Below are 13,828 nucleotides of genomic sequence, written 5' to 3'. Positions count from 1 at the left end.
AGCAATTTAACAAGACAGGAAAACGAACGAAATTTCGCTCGAATGTCTCTGGACTCCTGGTCCCCTCACCCTCCACTCTCCCCCGAAGGGGAGGGTTCTCACCCCACGAGGGCGCGACGTGACGGGCGAGTCTAGCGGCCATCCTCCCAGCCCGGCTCCCACGGGGGCCGTCCGGCGGAGGGTCGGCCGTGGGAGCATCGCCGCTGATCATGCCCCTTGTCGCCACTTGCGACCCACGTCGCCTCTCACGACTTGGTGACGCCCCTCACCCCCCATGGGGTCACGCCACCTCTTACTGTCCATGACGCCCCTCGGACCCGCATCACCCCTAAGATCCTTCGCCTCTCTCTCATCTCGGCACCCCTGCCACCCCCAAGGCCCCCCACCATCTCGTGGCCCCCTCCACGCCTCGCCCGTTCGCCACCCCGCCCGGGCACCGCCGCCTCATCGCAGCGTAACGTTTCGGTCATTTTTCTCCGCCCCTCTGGAGGGGGAGCAAAACTTGCGAATCACCCTTTTCGGACGGCCTCCCGCGTACCAATGTGGGTTATATGAATGCTGCAGTAGGAGACCGGCTCCTGGTGCACGGACATGCCGTTGGCGAAGGGGACCGGAGTGGTGTGATTGTGGAGGTCCAGGGCCTCGAAGGCGGGCCTCCCTACATGGTGCGCTTCGACGACGGGCACACCGGCCTGGTGTTTCCCGGCTCGGACGCCGTCGTGGTGCATAAGTAAGATTTCCCTGTGAGATCTGAAATCATCTCCGTGGCCACAGGGTCACGAGAGACAGTGCACGACATCACCGCTGAATGCGCTGATTTCGTGCGCAGGCAGGGCGAAGACGGGCTGTTGCATATCTTTGTGCCCCATGCGACCGCCGGTGTAGCCCTGCTCGAGTTGGGCTCGCGCAGCGACGACGACTTGCTCGCCGCGCTGCGCGACCTGTTGCCGCCCGACGACCGCTGGCGTCACGCCCACGGCTCGCCCGGTCACGGACGGTCACATGTCATGCCCGCGCTGATCCCGCCATATGCCACGGTCCCCGTGCTGGGCGGGCGTCTGGCACTCGGTACGTGGCAGTCGATCGCACTCGTCGACCTGAACGTCGACAACCGGCAACGCCAGGTTCGCCTGTCGTTTTTGTCGGATTGATTCTGGCCGACTACGGCCGTACCCGTGGCGACCGTTGACGACTGAGGGTCACAGCGTGTGGACTGTGCCGAAGCGATAAACCGCATAAGCGGGGCCACTCAAGCAGGAGGGATAAACGTGAGCGCGACCGCGGGTCAGGCGCAGGGCGAGCGCGGCCTGGCCGAACGGCTCGGCCTCAAGCCGGGTCAGGTGGTGCAGGAGATCGGTTGGGACGAGGACGTCGACGACGAGCTTCGCGACTCCATCGAGAACCTGACCGGCAACGAGCTGCTGGACGAAGAGAGCGACGACGTCGTAGACGTGGTGCTGATGTGGTGGCGCGACGGCGACGGAGACCTCTTCGACGCCCTCAGCGACGCCATGCGAGCACTCGCCGACGGCGGCCGGATCTGGCTGCTGACTCCCAAGGCCGGACGCGACGGCCACGTGGAGCCGAGCGACATCGGGGAGGATGCCGCTACCGCGGGTCTCTCACAGACCAGCAGCATCTCCGCCGCACCGGACTGGTCCGGGACCAGGCTCGTCACGCCCAAGGGCAAACGGTAGGGAGTCCGAGCGCCTTCCGTACGGCAGGATGAAGCCGTGAACGCACATCCTGCCGAGGTCGGCGCCCTGGCTCCGGATTTCGAGCTGCAGGACCAGCACGGCACCCCGGTGAGCCTGTCTCAGTTCCGGGGCACGAAGGTCGTGCTGGTCTTCTACCCGCTTGCCTTCAGCGGGATCTGTCACGGTGAGCTGTCCGCGCTGCGCGACCAGCCGCTCGACGGGGCACAACTGCTGACCGTGTCCGTCGACTCCCTGTTCACGCACCGTGCGTGGGCCGATCGCGAGGGTTACACGTTTCCGCTGCTCTCCGATTTCTGGCCACACGGACAGGTCGCGCGGGCGTACGGTGTGTTCGATGAGGCGAAGGGGTTCGCTCTTCGGGGGACCTTCATCATCGACGGCGAGGGTGTGATCCGGTGGTCGGTGGTCAATCCGACCTCCGCCGCACGCGACATCGCCGACTACATCAAGGCACTCGCCGACATTTCTTGACCTCGGAGGGAACGATGCCCTGCTACCGATGCGGGGCCCGGCAGACCGACCCGGTGCGCGGCGCCAGCCCGTGGCAGCGCGGGGTGCGCCGCGAAACGCAGGTGTTGATCTGCCCGGACTGTCAGCGGCTGCACGACCTCGACCTCGACTCGTGCGCGGCCTGCGGGTCGGTCGCGCTGATCTGCCGGCTGGGCGAGGTGGAGTGCCGGTCCTGCGGCGACGTACGGCTGGCGCGCTCGGACGCGCTCGCGGGCTCTCCCGTCTCCCCACCGTCCTCACCCCCCGGCCTCTCGGCGGAGGTGGAAGCGGCCCTCAACCGCGTCCTGGGCCGCACCTGAGCCCTGGGACCGGACCCGAACGCACGGAGCCCTGAGCCGGACGCAGAGGCACGCACGGGGGCCTGGACGGGGACACGGGAGCCTTCACAGCGCCGTGAGCCGCTCTGAGCCCTCGGCAGGCTGCCCTGGGACCTGGGACCCGAATCCTGGATCCCTCGGCACAGGGCAGGACTCGGGCAGGACTCGGGCAGGACTCGGGCAGGACTCGGGCAGGACTCGGGCAGGACTCGGGCAGGGCTTGGCCGGGCGGAGGTCCAAGCCAGGCCTGGCCAAGCTGGGTCCAAGCTCCAGGAATCCCCGCAGCGAACCCCGCAGCAACCCTGTAGCGAATCCCCGCGGGCGAAGAGACTCTTTCCAGACATTTGCTGAGCTGCGCTATCGTCTCCTCCGTGTCCGAGATGACTCCGAGCGTGAGCGAGAGCCCGAACCCGAGTGTGAGCGTGAGCCCGAACCCGGCTCCGAGCTCGTTCGTCGTCGCGCTCGACGTCGGCGGCACGTCCATGAAGGGCGGCCTGGTCAGCGACTCCGGCGTGGTGCTGCTGAGCGAGCGGCGCCCGACCCCCCGGACGGAGGGCCCGGAGGCGGTCGTGTCCGCCATCTCCGACTTCATCAGCCACCTGGCCTCCTCGGGTGACGGCACCCCGGCCGGCGTGGGCCTGGCCGTCCCCGGCCTGGTCTCCGACAACGCCGCCGTCTACGCCGCCAACCTGGGCTGGCGCGACGTCCCCGCCACCAGCTTCACCACCCTCGACATCCCCGTCCTGCTCGGACACGACGTACGCACCGGCGGCCTGGCGGAGAGCATCCTCGGCGCGGGCCGGGGCCTGTCCGACTTCCTCTTCCTCCCCATCGGCACGGGGATCGCGGGCGCCTCGATCATCCGCGGCGAACCGTACGGCGGCTCCTCCGGCTGGGCCGGCGAGATCGGCCACACCCCGGTCTTCCCGGACGGGGAAGAGTGCGCGTGCGGCCAGTTCGGCTGCCTGGAGACGTACGCCTCGGCCGCCTCGGTGGGCCGCCGCTACAGCCAGCGCGCCGGCCTGGAGGGCGTCAAGGCGGAGCAGGTGGTCTCCTCCGACGACCCGATCGCCGTAGAGGTCTGGGACGAGGCCGTGGAGGCCCTGTCGCTGGCCCTGGCCACGTACACGCTCCTGCTGGACCCCACGGTGATCGTCCTCGGCGGCGGCCTCGCCGAAGCGGGCCCGGCCCTCTTCGACCCGGTACGCACCCGCCTCGTCAAACGCCTGGCCTTCCGCGAGGCACCCCCACTGGTGCCGGCCGCACTCGGGGTCGACGCGGGCATGCTCGGAGCCGCCCTCCTGGGCTGGCGCGCCGCAGGCCGCCCCGAACTGGGTCCGGGCTGGACCGTGGATGTGCGATCGGGCCCCGTGGTGTCGTAAGGTGTAGTGCCGATCAGGGGCGGTTAGCTCAGCGGTAGAGCACTCGCCTTACAAGCGAGGGGTCACTGGTTCGAACCCAGTACCGCCCACCTGCGTAAACGTTTGATCTCTGATCTTGAAAACGGCGTCTGAGTGACTAAGTGAGTGACTAACTCCCGAAGATCTTGTCCATCGCCGCAGCTCCTTGCATGATCACGGGTCGGATCTGGTGCCGGTAGACCGTCTCGGTGACCACGGTGTTGGAGTGCCCGACCAGGCGCGAGATGTCCTCGATGGGGACGCCGGAGTCTGACAGCACGGACACAAAGCTGTGCCGCAGCTCGCGAGGCGACCACTCGCGCCCGGTGAGCCCAGCCGCTTCCACCACCTTGCGGAAGTCACGCCGTACATTGTGGGCCGTGACGGGCGTGCCGGTCCGCGTACAGAACACGAGATCCGTGTCCTTCCACCGGTCTCCCGCCTTCTCCTGAGCGATCTCCTGGGCGTCCTTGAGCAGGCGTAGCGCCTCCACGCAGCGCCGAGGCAGCTTGAGCGACCGACGGGACTTCACCGTCTTGGTGTCGCCCTTCTGCCGGACGGACCGCCAGACGTAGATCGCAAACTCCGGGTGCTCCCAGCCCGCCTCACCCACCGGCAGCCACGCGGCCCGAGCTTCGTCGTAGGCCACGACGTGCGACCAGAGCAGCGCCCTCAGCTCCTCCGTACGAGCGCCGATCAGGAGTGAGAGGACGATGTAGGCCCGCATGCGCTCGCCGCTCTCCTCGGCCTGTGTGAGGACAGCGAGCGCTTGAGCCAGCGTCAGGGCCTTCGACGGACGACCCGCACGTCCCTCCGGGATGTCGCAGAGGTCCACGACGTTCCGCTTGACCTTGTCGCGACGCATCGCACTCTTGACCGCCCGGTTGAGGATGCCGTGGATGAGCTTGAGCGACCGGGTGCCCAGTTCGCCCGTCTTACCGGCCAGCCACTTGTCGACGTCTTCCACGGACAGATCCCGCAGCTTGCGGGCACCTAGGGCAGGGATCACGTGCGTGTCGGCGTAGGTGTTGTACATCTTGACGGTTGCGGAGGAACGGCCGCCGAGGCCGTGCTGAAGCCAGTAGCGGACGGCGTCGGCCACCGTGTAGTTGGTCGGCGCGATGGCGAGGCCGTCCTCATGGTCGCGGACGATCTCTTTGAGCTTGGCCTTGGCATCGGTCTTGGTCTTGCCGCTGGCCTTCTTGACGATGCGCTTGCCAGCCGGGGTGTAGCCGACCGTCACCGAGGCGATCCAGCGTTGCCGCGTCTCGTCCCAGTGCAGGCCGCCGTCTCCTCGACTGCGTCGTTCGGTCATGAAGCCTCCTGTTCGAGTAGGGAGATGTAGTCCTCTATGGCTGAGGCGGGGATGAGCCGGGTCCGCCCCTGGGTCACGGAGCGGAGGCGTCCTGAGCGGATGAGTTCGTAGATCACGCTTCGACCGAGGCTGAGCAGGTACATGGCCTCGCAGACGCGGTAGAGCCGCCGGTCGTGGGCGGGTAGGGGTGGGGTCATCCATCCGCCTGCTGGGCCGCGATCTTGCGGGCGGTCTGGACGCGCTGACGGATGTGTTCGGCCATGATCGCTTCGCCCGGGGTGTAGCCGATTCCGGCGAAGCGCCAGTGGCCCAGGACGAGCGTGGTGGCGTCGCCAAGGGCGGGCAGGCCGTGACGCTCGCGCGCTTCGGCCGCGCGATGGGCGGCACGAGCGTTGCGCAGGTCGGTGAGCTTGAGCGAGTACGCGCGGCTCTTGCTGGAGAAGTGGCCGCGAAAGCCGAGCATGTGCGCCCATGGGCGGAGCCGAAGCGCCCGGAACTCAGGGCGTCCGCCGAGGTCCCAGCAGGTGCGGATCATGCGCCGTGCATGGTCGGTGACGGGGAGGGCGTCCAGGTTCAGGCCGGGTTTGAGGCCGCTGCCGTGGCAGTGCCCGCAGGCGGCCATCAGGCTCAGCCGCCCGCGTCCGGCGCAGGCCCGGCAGGACAGGCGATGATCAACGGTGCCGGAGGCTTCGGCACCCTTGGTGGCGTACTTGGCGATATAGGAGGCGACGGCGCGTTCGCTGAGCCCGTCGGCACTGGGGTCGAGCAGGATGGGGCGGATGTCGAGCTGATCGCCCCAGGTGAGGGTCCACCGGCCGAGATCGCTCGGCGGTGTGGTGACGGTGACCTGGTGGACGGCGGGTGGGATGGCCTGGGTGAGCAGGTGGTGGTCTGCCCAGTCGGGTGGCGACTGGTTTGGTCCGGCGGGGCCGTCGAGACGAACGATGGCGTGGAAATGGATCAAGCCGCGTCGCTGGTACTCGGCGACCTTGGCGAAGGACACCTTGGCGTGCTGGGCGAAGGCGCGGCGGGTCATCCCGGTCTGGTTAGCCAGCTCCTGGCGGATGGCCAGGGTGAAGCGGTGCCACAGCGAGCCCGCGTGTGCCTGCCACAGCACCGCGCCTGTGTAGTCGTAGCAGTCGGGGCAGATCGGTTGGCCGAGTCGTTCGTCGTGTGATTCGTGCTGGAGGTGGCAGCCGACTGGCCGCCCGTGCTCACACAGCCTGTCGCGGTTGCGGGGACGGCAGGGACGGCCGTTGCGGTGCGAGTGGACGGGGCCGAAGGAGGGGGCGGTCAGGGTGACGAACGCCCGAGGGTGCGCGCTGACCGTCTCGGGTACGCCCTTGCCGCCGGACAGGCCCGCCCTGATCAGGTGGAAGGTGTCGGCCTGGTAGGTCTGAGAGCACGCCGGGCACACCGAGGCCCGCCGATTGCCGCAGGCCACCAGGAGATGTCCCGAGGGCTCACCATCGGTTGTGTACGCGTGCAGGATCTCACCCGTGCCCGCGTCCACGATCATCGACTGTCCGGCCAGGTGCACCGGGTGGGCGCACCCGCCGATCGCCGCGACCATGGAGCGCCACCGCCCATAGCCCGGCGCGTTGACCAGGCGGGCCAAATCAGCCATCCACTCGGCGCCGGATGGCTGATCGTCGTGCCGTTCCTCCTTGCTCATAGGGCACCACCTCCTTAGCTTGACTACCTGTACTACAGGTTGACAGACATGGCACATGCTCGTCAACCTGTAGTACAAGTAGTCCTGAGGATTTACCGAGGAAGGTCACCATGGACACCAGCCCCGACGACAAGGACGCCCGCTGGCGCGTCATCGCCACCGACCTACGAGCCGCCATCCTGGACGGCCGCTATCCCCCTGGCGGCGCACTGCCCAGCGAACCCGAGCTCGTCAGGAAGTACGACGTCTCACGCCCCACCGTCCGCAAGGCCATCGACACCCTCGTCTCCGAAGGGCTGGCCTACGTCATGCGCGGACGCGGCTCCTTCGTCCGCCCCATGCCGGAACGCCGCACCATCCTCATCACCGACCACGACCGGCCCGACCTCGCCGCCCCCGGCAACCACCCCGACGTCCAGGCATTCGGCTGGGACCTCGCCCAACGCGACCACGAGGCCCCGCTCTTCACCGGCGAGAAGACCACTGCCAACCGCGACGTCGCGATCATGCTCAGCGTCCGCCCCGGCCACCCGGTCATCCACCGCCGCAGCATGTGGCACCGAGGCCACACCGCCGCCATCCATGGCGCATCGACCCGCCTGGAGATCAACTCCTACACCAACGCCGACCTACTCCCCGACTGGGACGACCCCAAGCACCACGCCCAGTACCGCAAGCGCCCCGGCTTCTTCTACCAGTCCCTCATCCGCGAACACGGCCCCGTCCGCTGGATGACCCTCACCACCGCCCGCATCGCCTACGAAGACGAACGCACCGCACTCGGCATGGACTACGCCGAAGCCGTCATCATCATCCGCCGCACCATGGCCCATCCCAACGGCCACCCCATCGAAGTCACCGAGCTCAAAGCCCCCGCTAACCGCTACGAGATCGGCTACCACCGCGAACTGGCCGATGATCCCCAGGCCGACCTCACCCCACAGGAACTGATCGACAACGGTATTGACCTCGTTATCTAGGCACCATTTCCAACCTGGAAGTCGGCCTCTCATCTTGCGGCGGCAGTGCCGCTACCGATCCAGGCTGTCACCGAGACGTTTAAGCACCTTCTTGGCTCCCTCAGACATCGGTGCAGTTCTCGTCATGCCGGAATGACGGCGCATGGCACACTTGATCACGCCGCATGAAAGGGGCTCCATGATCAATTCCTTATCCGAGGACAGCCTTCCCAGGCCAAGAGTCAAGTTGCTGACCGCATTGGCCATTGCGCACGTCCTCGCCGGGGCGCTGGTTGCATTCGCGACATACGACCCTTACGACAAGCGTGATCTCTCATTCATCCTTCAAGAGATACGTGAAGGCAGAGTGCACGAAGCAACTCTTATCGTCGACGATCAGCGAATTTCCGTGACCACGAACGATGGCCAGCAATGGTACGCGCCCTATGGGCCGCCCGGTCCCTCCGAAACGGCACTCATGGAGGAGCTGAGCAGGGCTGACCCACTCGGCCAACTCAAGGTTACCGTTGAAGGATCTTCGTGGTCATGAGGCGCGACAGTTCAGTTCGTTGAGCTGGCTCAGAGTTTCTTTACTGGTTCAAGGCGACGGCGCTCCGCGCCGTGCGCACGGCCCCGCGCCCGCCTGCCGTCCCGGGCATGCGGCCTGGGGGCCGGTCCCGGGCGGCAGCGGCTCGGGCCGTACCGCCGCACGGCCGCCGCTCCGCCGTACGCCCTCCGTGACCGACCTCCGCACCGTCGCCGCCGCTCCGCCGCCGGCCCCCACCGCTTCGCGGCCCTCCGGGTGCTTCGCATGGGCGCCGGCCGCTCCGCTCACATAAGACGGGACGACTCTTCATGCCTTATGCCTCCGGCGGGAGGGCTCCGGCACCGAGGTGGTCACCTCGCACACCATCGACTCAGGCAAGCCCAGCAGCCCGACTCCTCCGCATCAAGCCCGGCTCTGCTCGCAGGACAACGCATGACCGAGGAACGGCGACCAGCGAACGTACACGCGAAGCCGGGCTTGACACTCCGTCCCCGGCCCGCTGCCGCTACGCGGTGAGTCGACGGCGTACGAGGTGAGTACGAAGCTGCCCCCCGCCCGGAACGCGGTTGAGCGGCTATCGCGACGGGGGAAGAGGGGACGCGGGACGCACCGCCCCCTCTTCCGGGGACGGTTCGGCCAGATGGACGCAGGCAGGGCAGGCGCGCGTAGCTGTGGGCAGGAAAGGCAAGCACCAGCCGAGGGTCGGCAGCGGGCGCACTGCCTCGCCGCACAAGCTGACCTTCTGCTTGGCCCGTACGGCATGCTGTACGGCGTTCCTCTCGTGGTTGGACAGGCCGAGCCGGTAGTCGCATGCTGGCTTCTCCGGCCCTGCCGAATCATCGTGTACGAGCAGGTCATCCCAGTGGAATGGCCAGCGCTGTACCCCTCCGAGCAGCTCGTGCGGCTGTCCGTCGAGTTTGAGCAAGCCCAGGGTGCCGTTACGCAGCACAGCTACCACGGTCCCGCGACGGCCGAGCAGCACTGAGGCCCACGCTCGTGTCTGCGCTGGGCTGTGGAGCAGGCCCAAGATCTCGGCATGACAGCCGATTCGCGACGAAGGGTTGCTCACAGCGCCTGCTCCGCTGCTTCCTGCTCCTTCAACCGCTCGGCCAGTTGAGCGACGTCATCCGCGTCGATCGTCTGGCAGAGACCGTGGTCTACCTCGTACTGGGATAGACGTCGGCCGTTTCGAGTTGCCCAGAGACGCCCCACAGAACTACGCCAAATACACCAACCAGGAAAAGCCGCTTGGAGATCTCCGAGAATTACCGGGGTTGACATGGGATCAGCGTGCTTACCTTTGCGTGACGAACCCACCGCGTTATAGAGACGTCCAGGACGTTATGGCGTTACGCTCAAAAACGTCCCTGACGTCCTCCGTCCCGAGGTGTACCGTGGCCAACGTCGCCCTACGCAGCGCCATGCTGAACGCCAAGGTCACGAGCCAGAGCTTGGCCGACCGGTGTGGCGTGGACGTCAAGACGGTGGAACGCTGGCTGCAGGACGAGGCTCGTGTCCCGCACCTGCGGCACCAGTGGGCCGCCGCAGAGGCACTAGGAGTTGAGACAGCCGTGCTATGGCCAGACGCAATTCGCAATACGGTGAAAACGGGGCCGGACAAGGAAGTATTGAGCGTTTATCCGTATCGCTCCGCGTGCCCCAAATCGATCTGGCGCAACCTCATCAATGCGGCGCGCAACGAGATTGTGTTCGCCGGTTACACAAACTACTTCCTGTGGCTGGAACACCCGAACCTGGCGAAGGTCCTCAAGCGGAAAGCACAGCAGGGCTGCAAGATCCGGTTTCTCGTTGGCGACCCGGACAGCGAGGTCACCCACCGCCGCGAGGAGGTGGAGAACGTCCCGCTGACCGTGTCCACACGCATCCGGATCACACTGGCGGAGATCGAGCAACTACGCGACGCCCCCGGCATCGAAGCCCGGTACGGCGACGAGCACATCGCCATGAGCGTGTTCCGTTTCGACTCGGAGATGCTCGTCACGCCCCACCTGGCCAATCTGGTCGGGCACGACTCACCCATGCTGCACCTGCGGCGCTACCAGGACGACGGCCTGTTCGACCGGTTCGCGTACCACGCCTCCGAGCTGTGGAGCAACGGCCATGACGTATGGCAGCAACCGCAGCCCACGGGGCAGATGCTGGGTGACTAACTGAGTGACAATCGCCCCGGACGGCCCCGGACTCCAGAGGACCGCAAGGGACCATAACCCCAGGTGGGGGCGGGTATCAGCCAAGATCCCGCCCCCACCTGAGGTGCCTTACAAGCGAGGGGTCACTGGTTCGAACCCAGTACCGCCCACCTGCAGAAAAAGCCCCGTGTCCGATCATGGAAACGGGGCTTCGTGCCATCAACGTGCCAGTAGCCGGTGCGAGAGAGCCTGTTTGAAAATCCATCGGAGCGCGCGGCGATCGTCTTGCCGATGTGCCGGAGATCATGGAAGTGCACGCCCGGGGAGCCAATCTCTCGCGTGCTCTCGTCCCGCTGGGCCGCGCGCCGGAAGTTGCTCCGGCGGACGATGCCTCCTCGTGAGCCAGTGAAGATCAGCGCGTCGGCCTGCGGGACCGTGAACTGGTCAAGGTGGACGCGGAGCACCGGGCTGATCGATTTCAGGACCAGGCACACGCGCGCACCGGTCTGGGTGAAGACCGGTACAAGATGCACGACGAGCAGCCGAGCCCCATCAGCGACGAAGAGTTCGCACGCAGGTTCCCGCGCATCATGAGCTATTGGGGCGGGATGCCCAGCTCTCCTGCCGAATGAATCCGTGCGGGCAAAGCCGAAGCCTCCGGCAGGGGCACTCCGGCTCCGGGATGATCGCCGCGCCGGGTGTCGGGACCGTTGGTGGTTGGGGTGACTGCCTGATCGTGCCGTCGCCATCACCCAGGCAAGCCGACCAAGAACACTTGCCGGCGGTGCCAGGCGTCTTTCGCACGCACGTGCGTTCCCCTGATCCGTCGCGAGCATAGAGGCCAAGCGATCAAGACCGGAGGGTCCAGGTGGGGGCGGGTATCGGCCAAGGTCCCGACCCTCCTACGGCGCTCAGATCCTCCGTGGAATCGCCGCTCGGTAATCAACCCTCGGATTGAATCGGCCAATCCGTCTGCGGTGGCCGCGATTCATCCAATCGCCGTACGCGCACATCTCATGTCGTCATGTGGAGAGTATGTCCACCTATGGGCGATAGGTGGAGACATTTAACCGCATCGGCCGGGCGACAGGTCGCCTATGTCCGTGCGCAGCTCGCAGGGCTATCCAGATCGCATTCGCACCAGCGGCTACAGGTGCGGCAGATCGCCAAGGCCACCCTGGCGGCGGTGCTGGCCTGGGTGGTGGCCAACCGGCTGTTGCAGTCACAGGCGACCTGGATCGCACCGGCCACCGCCGTGATCATGGTGCACGCCACCGTCTATCAGACGCTGACCAACGGGCTGCGCCGCGTCGCGGCCGTGGCCGCCGGGGTCATCCTGGCCGGCGCCGTCGGGTACGTGATGGGCCTGGGCGTGCTGAGCCTGATCCTCATCGTGCCGCCCGCGCTGCTGGCCGCGCGCTGGCATCGGATGGGACGTCACGGCAGCGACGTCGCCACCACCGCCGTGCTCATGCTGTCCTTCGGCGCCGCCTCCGAGGAGGGCTATCTGCTGGGCTACGTCGTGGCCACCGGCATCGGCGCGCTGAGCGGGATGAGCGTGAACCTGTTGCTGTGGCCACCGCTGTATCGCGACCGTCCCGCCCTGGCGGTACGCCGCTTCGGCCGTGAGACCGCCGCCCTGCTCGGTGCCATGGCCGAGGGGCTGCGCGACGGCTGGAATCTGTCCGAGCTGCCGGAATGGGAACGCCAGGCCGTACACCTGGACGAGCATCTGGCCACGGCCACCACCGCGGTGGCCGACCGAACCGAGAGCCGCCGCTACAACCTGCGCCTTCGCCTCCATCCCCGATCCGGCACCGCCGACCCGAGCCCGGTGCTGCAGCTGCTGACGTCGGCGGCGGCGCACGTGCACGGCATCGTGCACGCCCTGTCCTACCTCGACCATCCCGCCGCTCCCGGTTCCGGCCCCGGGTCCCCTCCCGGGGATCCGGCCGACGTCAGCGACGACTACGCCCGCGACTACGCCGACCTGCTCGACCTGCTGGCCGAGGCGCTGACCAGCAGGGTACGCCGCCGCGACCCCGCCCATACGCATGAACTGATCGGGCGCGCCCAAGTCCATGCCGTCCGTATCCATGAGCGAATGACCAGCGAGATCCGCCACGGCCAGATCGAGCATCCCGGCGGCTGGGCGCTCAGCGGCAGCCTGCTCACCGACGCCGACCGCATCCTGGCCATCCTCTCCGACAGCCAGGACACCCTGCCCGGCTACGGCCGAGCGAATCCGTAAGGCGCGATCAATCGAGCGGCCGCCCGCCTTCTCCCAGGTCGAGCGTGGCCAGCTCGGCCCGCGACGCCACCCCGAGCTTCGGATACGCCTTGTACAGGTGGTACCGGATGGTCCGCGGGCTGAGGAAGAGTTGTGCGGCGATGTCCCTGTTGCTCATACCCGTCCGAGGCCAGCAGCGCCCGGCAGCGCAGCGCCACCGCACCGGCCCAGGGCATGGGAGTCTGCGCGGCCCACATCTGCACCCGTTCGGACACCGCCGCCGCGAAGTCGTTGCGGCCAGCCCGCACCGCCGCCTCGACCAGGTCCGGCATACGGTGCATGACCATCAAGGTACGTGCGGCGGGCCCGAAGGCGCCGAACTCCTCGGCCCGGTGCAGAGCCGCCTCCGGCCGTCCCAAGGCGAGGTCGAGCAGGTTGAGCGAGACGCATCGCATGCCTCCCGTGGCGGCGTCGCGGACGCCGGCGATCTCCTCCGCCAGCGCCAGGCAGCGCTCCTCGTCGCCCTCGATCGCGGCCAGGTAGGTCATGACTCCGGTCAGCAGAGCCGCGTAGTGCCCCTGGTTGGTGTCACGCGCGATGCGCAGGCCTTCCTTGGCGCCGGCCAGGGCGTCACGGTGCGATCCGAGGAACATCTGGGAGCGCGCCACAAGGACGAGGGCCAGCGGGAGGAGCCCGATCGCGCCCTGGGCGCGGCATTCGCGCTCGATGGCCGCGGCCCTTTCGTAGGCGACCAGATCGTCGCCGATCACCAGGTCCCAGATGGCGAGGTGGGCGGGTTGCTGCAGCTCCACCGGCTCGGAGCTGTCGCGTAAGCCTTCGATCAGGTCGCGCAGCCGCGCCAGGCCCGTCGGCGGGTCCTCGGCGGCTCCTCGGCCGCCAGGCCGCCCATTCCCGCGAGCATGACGACCCAGATGTTGATCGAGCTGTCGCCCAGCCAGTCCACGGTCAGCCCGGTCACCGCGTTCAGCACGCCGTAGTCGGAGGAG

15 protein-coding genes and 2 tRNA genes are annotated in these 13,828 nt (G+C 67.5%); 12 read left to right on the top strand and 5 right to left on the bottom strand.

Annotation, left to right across the window (positions count from 1 at the left end; genetic code table 11):
* Nucleotides 1–551: 551 nt before the first annotated feature.
* The 7 genes from ACWDX9_RS35590 to ACWDX9_RS35560 all read left to right on the top strand — a co-directional run bounded on the left by ACWDX9_RS35590 (nt 552) and on the right by ACWDX9_RS35560 (nt 4,016).
* Entirely contained in the window at nt 552–734 is a 183-nt protein-coding gene (locus ACWDX9_RS35590) for a DUF1918 domain-containing protein (RefSeq protein WP_449961882.1), read from the top strand.
* Nucleotides 735–743: 9 nt separating this feature from the next.
* Nucleotides 744–1,151, top strand: a complete 408-nt coding sequence (locus tag ACWDX9_RS35585; RefSeq protein ID WP_355194151.1) for a secondary thiamine-phosphate synthase enzyme YjbQ — start codon at nt 744–746, stop codon at nt 1,149–1,151.
* Between the two features lie 117 nt (nt 1,152–1,268).
* The gene (locus ACWDX9_RS35580; RefSeq protein ID WP_355194150.1) at nt 1,269–1,697 is read left to right on the top strand and encodes a DUF3052 domain-containing protein; all 429 of its coding nucleotides are present in this window, start codon (nt 1,269–1,271) and stop codon (nt 1,695–1,697) included.
* A 36-nt stretch (nt 1,698–1,733) separates the two neighbouring features.
* Nucleotides 1,734–2,189, top strand: coding sequence for a peroxiredoxin (locus ACWDX9_RS35575; RefSeq protein WP_355194148.1), 456 nt, complete (start codon nt 1,734–1,736; stop codon nt 2,187–2,189).
* Between the two features lie 14 nt (nt 2,190–2,203).
* A complete protein-coding gene (locus ACWDX9_RS35570) occupies nt 2,204–2,527 on the top strand; it encodes a hypothetical protein (RefSeq protein ID WP_350723127.1) in 324 nt (107 codons plus the stop codon).
* A 398-nt stretch (nt 2,528–2,925) separates the two neighbouring features.
* Nucleotides 2,926–3,927, top strand: a complete 1,002-nt coding sequence (locus tag ACWDX9_RS35565) for an ROK family protein (protein WP_449961912.1) — start codon at nt 2,926–2,928, stop codon at nt 3,925–3,927.
* Nucleotides 3,928–3,944: 17 nt separating this feature from the next.
* Nucleotides 3,945–4,016 (top strand) — tRNA-Val (locus ACWDX9_RS35560).
* Between the two features lie 59 nt (nt 4,017–4,075).
* On the opposite strand, the gene ACWDX9_RS35555 is transcribed toward ACWDX9_RS35560, so the two are convergent.
* From ACWDX9_RS35555 to ACWDX9_RS35545, 3 genes are read right to left on the bottom strand one after another with little or no spacing between them, the layout of a single operon-like run.
* On the bottom strand, nt 4,076–5,260 hold the full coding sequence (locus tag ACWDX9_RS35555) for a site-specific integrase (protein ID WP_449961878.1): 1,185 nt from the start codon (nt 5,258–5,260) through the stop codon (nt 4,076–4,078).
* Nucleotides 5,257–5,457, bottom strand: a complete 201-nt coding sequence (locus ACWDX9_RS35550) for a helix-turn-helix domain-containing protein (protein ID WP_449961875.1) — start codon at nt 5,455–5,457, stop codon at nt 5,257–5,259. The genes ACWDX9_RS35555 and ACWDX9_RS35550 overlap by 4 nt, the downstream gene beginning before the upstream one ends.
* On the bottom strand, nt 5,454–6,935 hold the full coding sequence (locus ACWDX9_RS35545) for a replication initiator (protein WP_449961873.1): 1,482 nt from the start codon (nt 6,933–6,935) through the stop codon (nt 5,454–5,456). Before ACWDX9_RS35545 ends, ACWDX9_RS35550 begins: the two co-directional genes overlap by 4 nt.
* Before the next feature lie 110 nt (nt 6,936–7,045).
* Between ACWDX9_RS35545 and ACWDX9_RS35540 the strand changes: the two genes are divergently transcribed.
* From ACWDX9_RS35540 to ACWDX9_RS35525, 4 genes are all read left to right on the top strand, one after another.
* Nucleotides 7,046–7,915: a GntR family transcriptional regulator gene (locus tag ACWDX9_RS35540; RefSeq protein WP_449961871.1), complete on the top strand. Its 870-nt coding sequence runs from the start codon at nt 7,046–7,048 to the stop codon at nt 7,913–7,915.
* Between the two features lie 142 nt (nt 7,916–8,057).
* Nucleotides 8,058–8,444: a hypothetical protein gene (locus ACWDX9_RS35535; protein WP_449961868.1), complete on the top strand. Its 387-nt coding sequence runs from the start codon at nt 8,058–8,060 to the stop codon at nt 8,442–8,444.
* A 1,391-nt stretch (nt 8,445–9,835) separates the two neighbouring features.
* Nucleotides 9,836–10,612 (top strand): hypothetical protein, encoded by a 777-nt coding sequence (locus ACWDX9_RS35530; protein WP_449961865.1) that lies wholly within the window; start codon nt 9,836–9,838, stop codon nt 10,610–10,612.
* 67 nt (nt 10,613–10,679) lie between these two features.
* Nucleotides 10,680–10,761: transfer RNA gene (locus ACWDX9_RS35525), tRNA-Ser, on the top strand.
* Here the strand turns inward: ACWDX9_RS35525 and ACWDX9_RS35520 are convergent.
* Entirely contained in the window at nt 10,735–11,124 is a 390-nt protein-coding gene (locus ACWDX9_RS35520) for a hypothetical protein (RefSeq protein WP_449961863.1), read from the bottom strand. The two genes, ACWDX9_RS35525 and ACWDX9_RS35520, sit on opposite strands and share 27 nt — an antisense overlap.
* A gap of 620 nt (nt 11,125–11,744) precedes the next feature.
* Here ACWDX9_RS35520 and ACWDX9_RS35515 point away from each other — a divergent pair.
* A complete protein-coding gene (locus ACWDX9_RS35515; protein WP_449961860.1) occupies nt 11,745–12,842 on the top strand; it encodes an FUSC family protein in 1,098 nt (365 codons plus the stop codon).
* Here the strand turns inward: ACWDX9_RS35515 and ACWDX9_RS35510 are convergent.
* The gene (locus ACWDX9_RS35510; RefSeq protein WP_449961857.1) at nt 12,821–13,633 is read right to left on the bottom strand and encodes a hypothetical protein; all 813 of its coding nucleotides are present in this window, start codon (nt 13,631–13,633) and stop codon (nt 12,821–12,823) included. The genes ACWDX9_RS35515 and ACWDX9_RS35510 overlap by 22 nt on opposite strands.
* Nucleotides 13,634–13,828: the final 195 nt, after the last annotated feature.

The organism is Nonomuraea sp. NPDC003201 (genome assembly GCF_053590415.1).
The sequence above is the reverse complement of the archived record's forward strand: the minus strand, read 5'-3'. Positions and strand labels throughout refer to the sequence as shown.

Bases quoted from the DNA above. Each gene is read 5' to 3' on its own strand.
- ACWDX9_RS35590 (WP_449961882.1), top strand. From the start codon at position 552: ATGAATGCTGCAGTAGGAGACCGGCTCCTGGTGCACGGACATGCCGTT.
- ACWDX9_RS35570 (WP_350723127.1), top strand. From the start codon at position 2,204: ATGCCCTGCTACCGATGCGGGGCCCGGCAGACCGACCCGGTGCGCGGC.
- ACWDX9_RS35565 (WP_449961912.1), top strand. From the start codon at position 2,926: ATGACTCCGAGCGTGAGCGAGAGCCCGAACCCGAGTGTGAGCGTGAGC.
- ACWDX9_RS35555 (WP_449961878.1), bottom strand. From the start codon at position 5,260: ATGACCGAACGACGCAGTCGAGGAGACGGCGGCCTGCACTGGGACGAG.
- ACWDX9_RS35550 (WP_449961875.1), bottom strand. From the start codon at position 5,457: ATGACCCCACCCCTACCCGCCCACGACCGGCGGCTCTACCGCGTCTGC.
- ACWDX9_RS35545 (WP_449961873.1), bottom strand. From the start codon at position 6,935: ATGAGCAAGGAGGAACGGCACGACGATCAGCCATCCGGCGCCGAGTGG.
- ACWDX9_RS35540 (WP_449961871.1), top strand. From the start codon at position 7,046: ATGGACACCAGCCCCGACGACAAGGACGCCCGCTGGCGCGTCATCGCC.
- ACWDX9_RS35535 (WP_449961868.1), top strand. From the start codon at position 8,058: ATGGCACACTTGATCACGCCGCATGAAAGGGGCTCCATGATCAATTCC.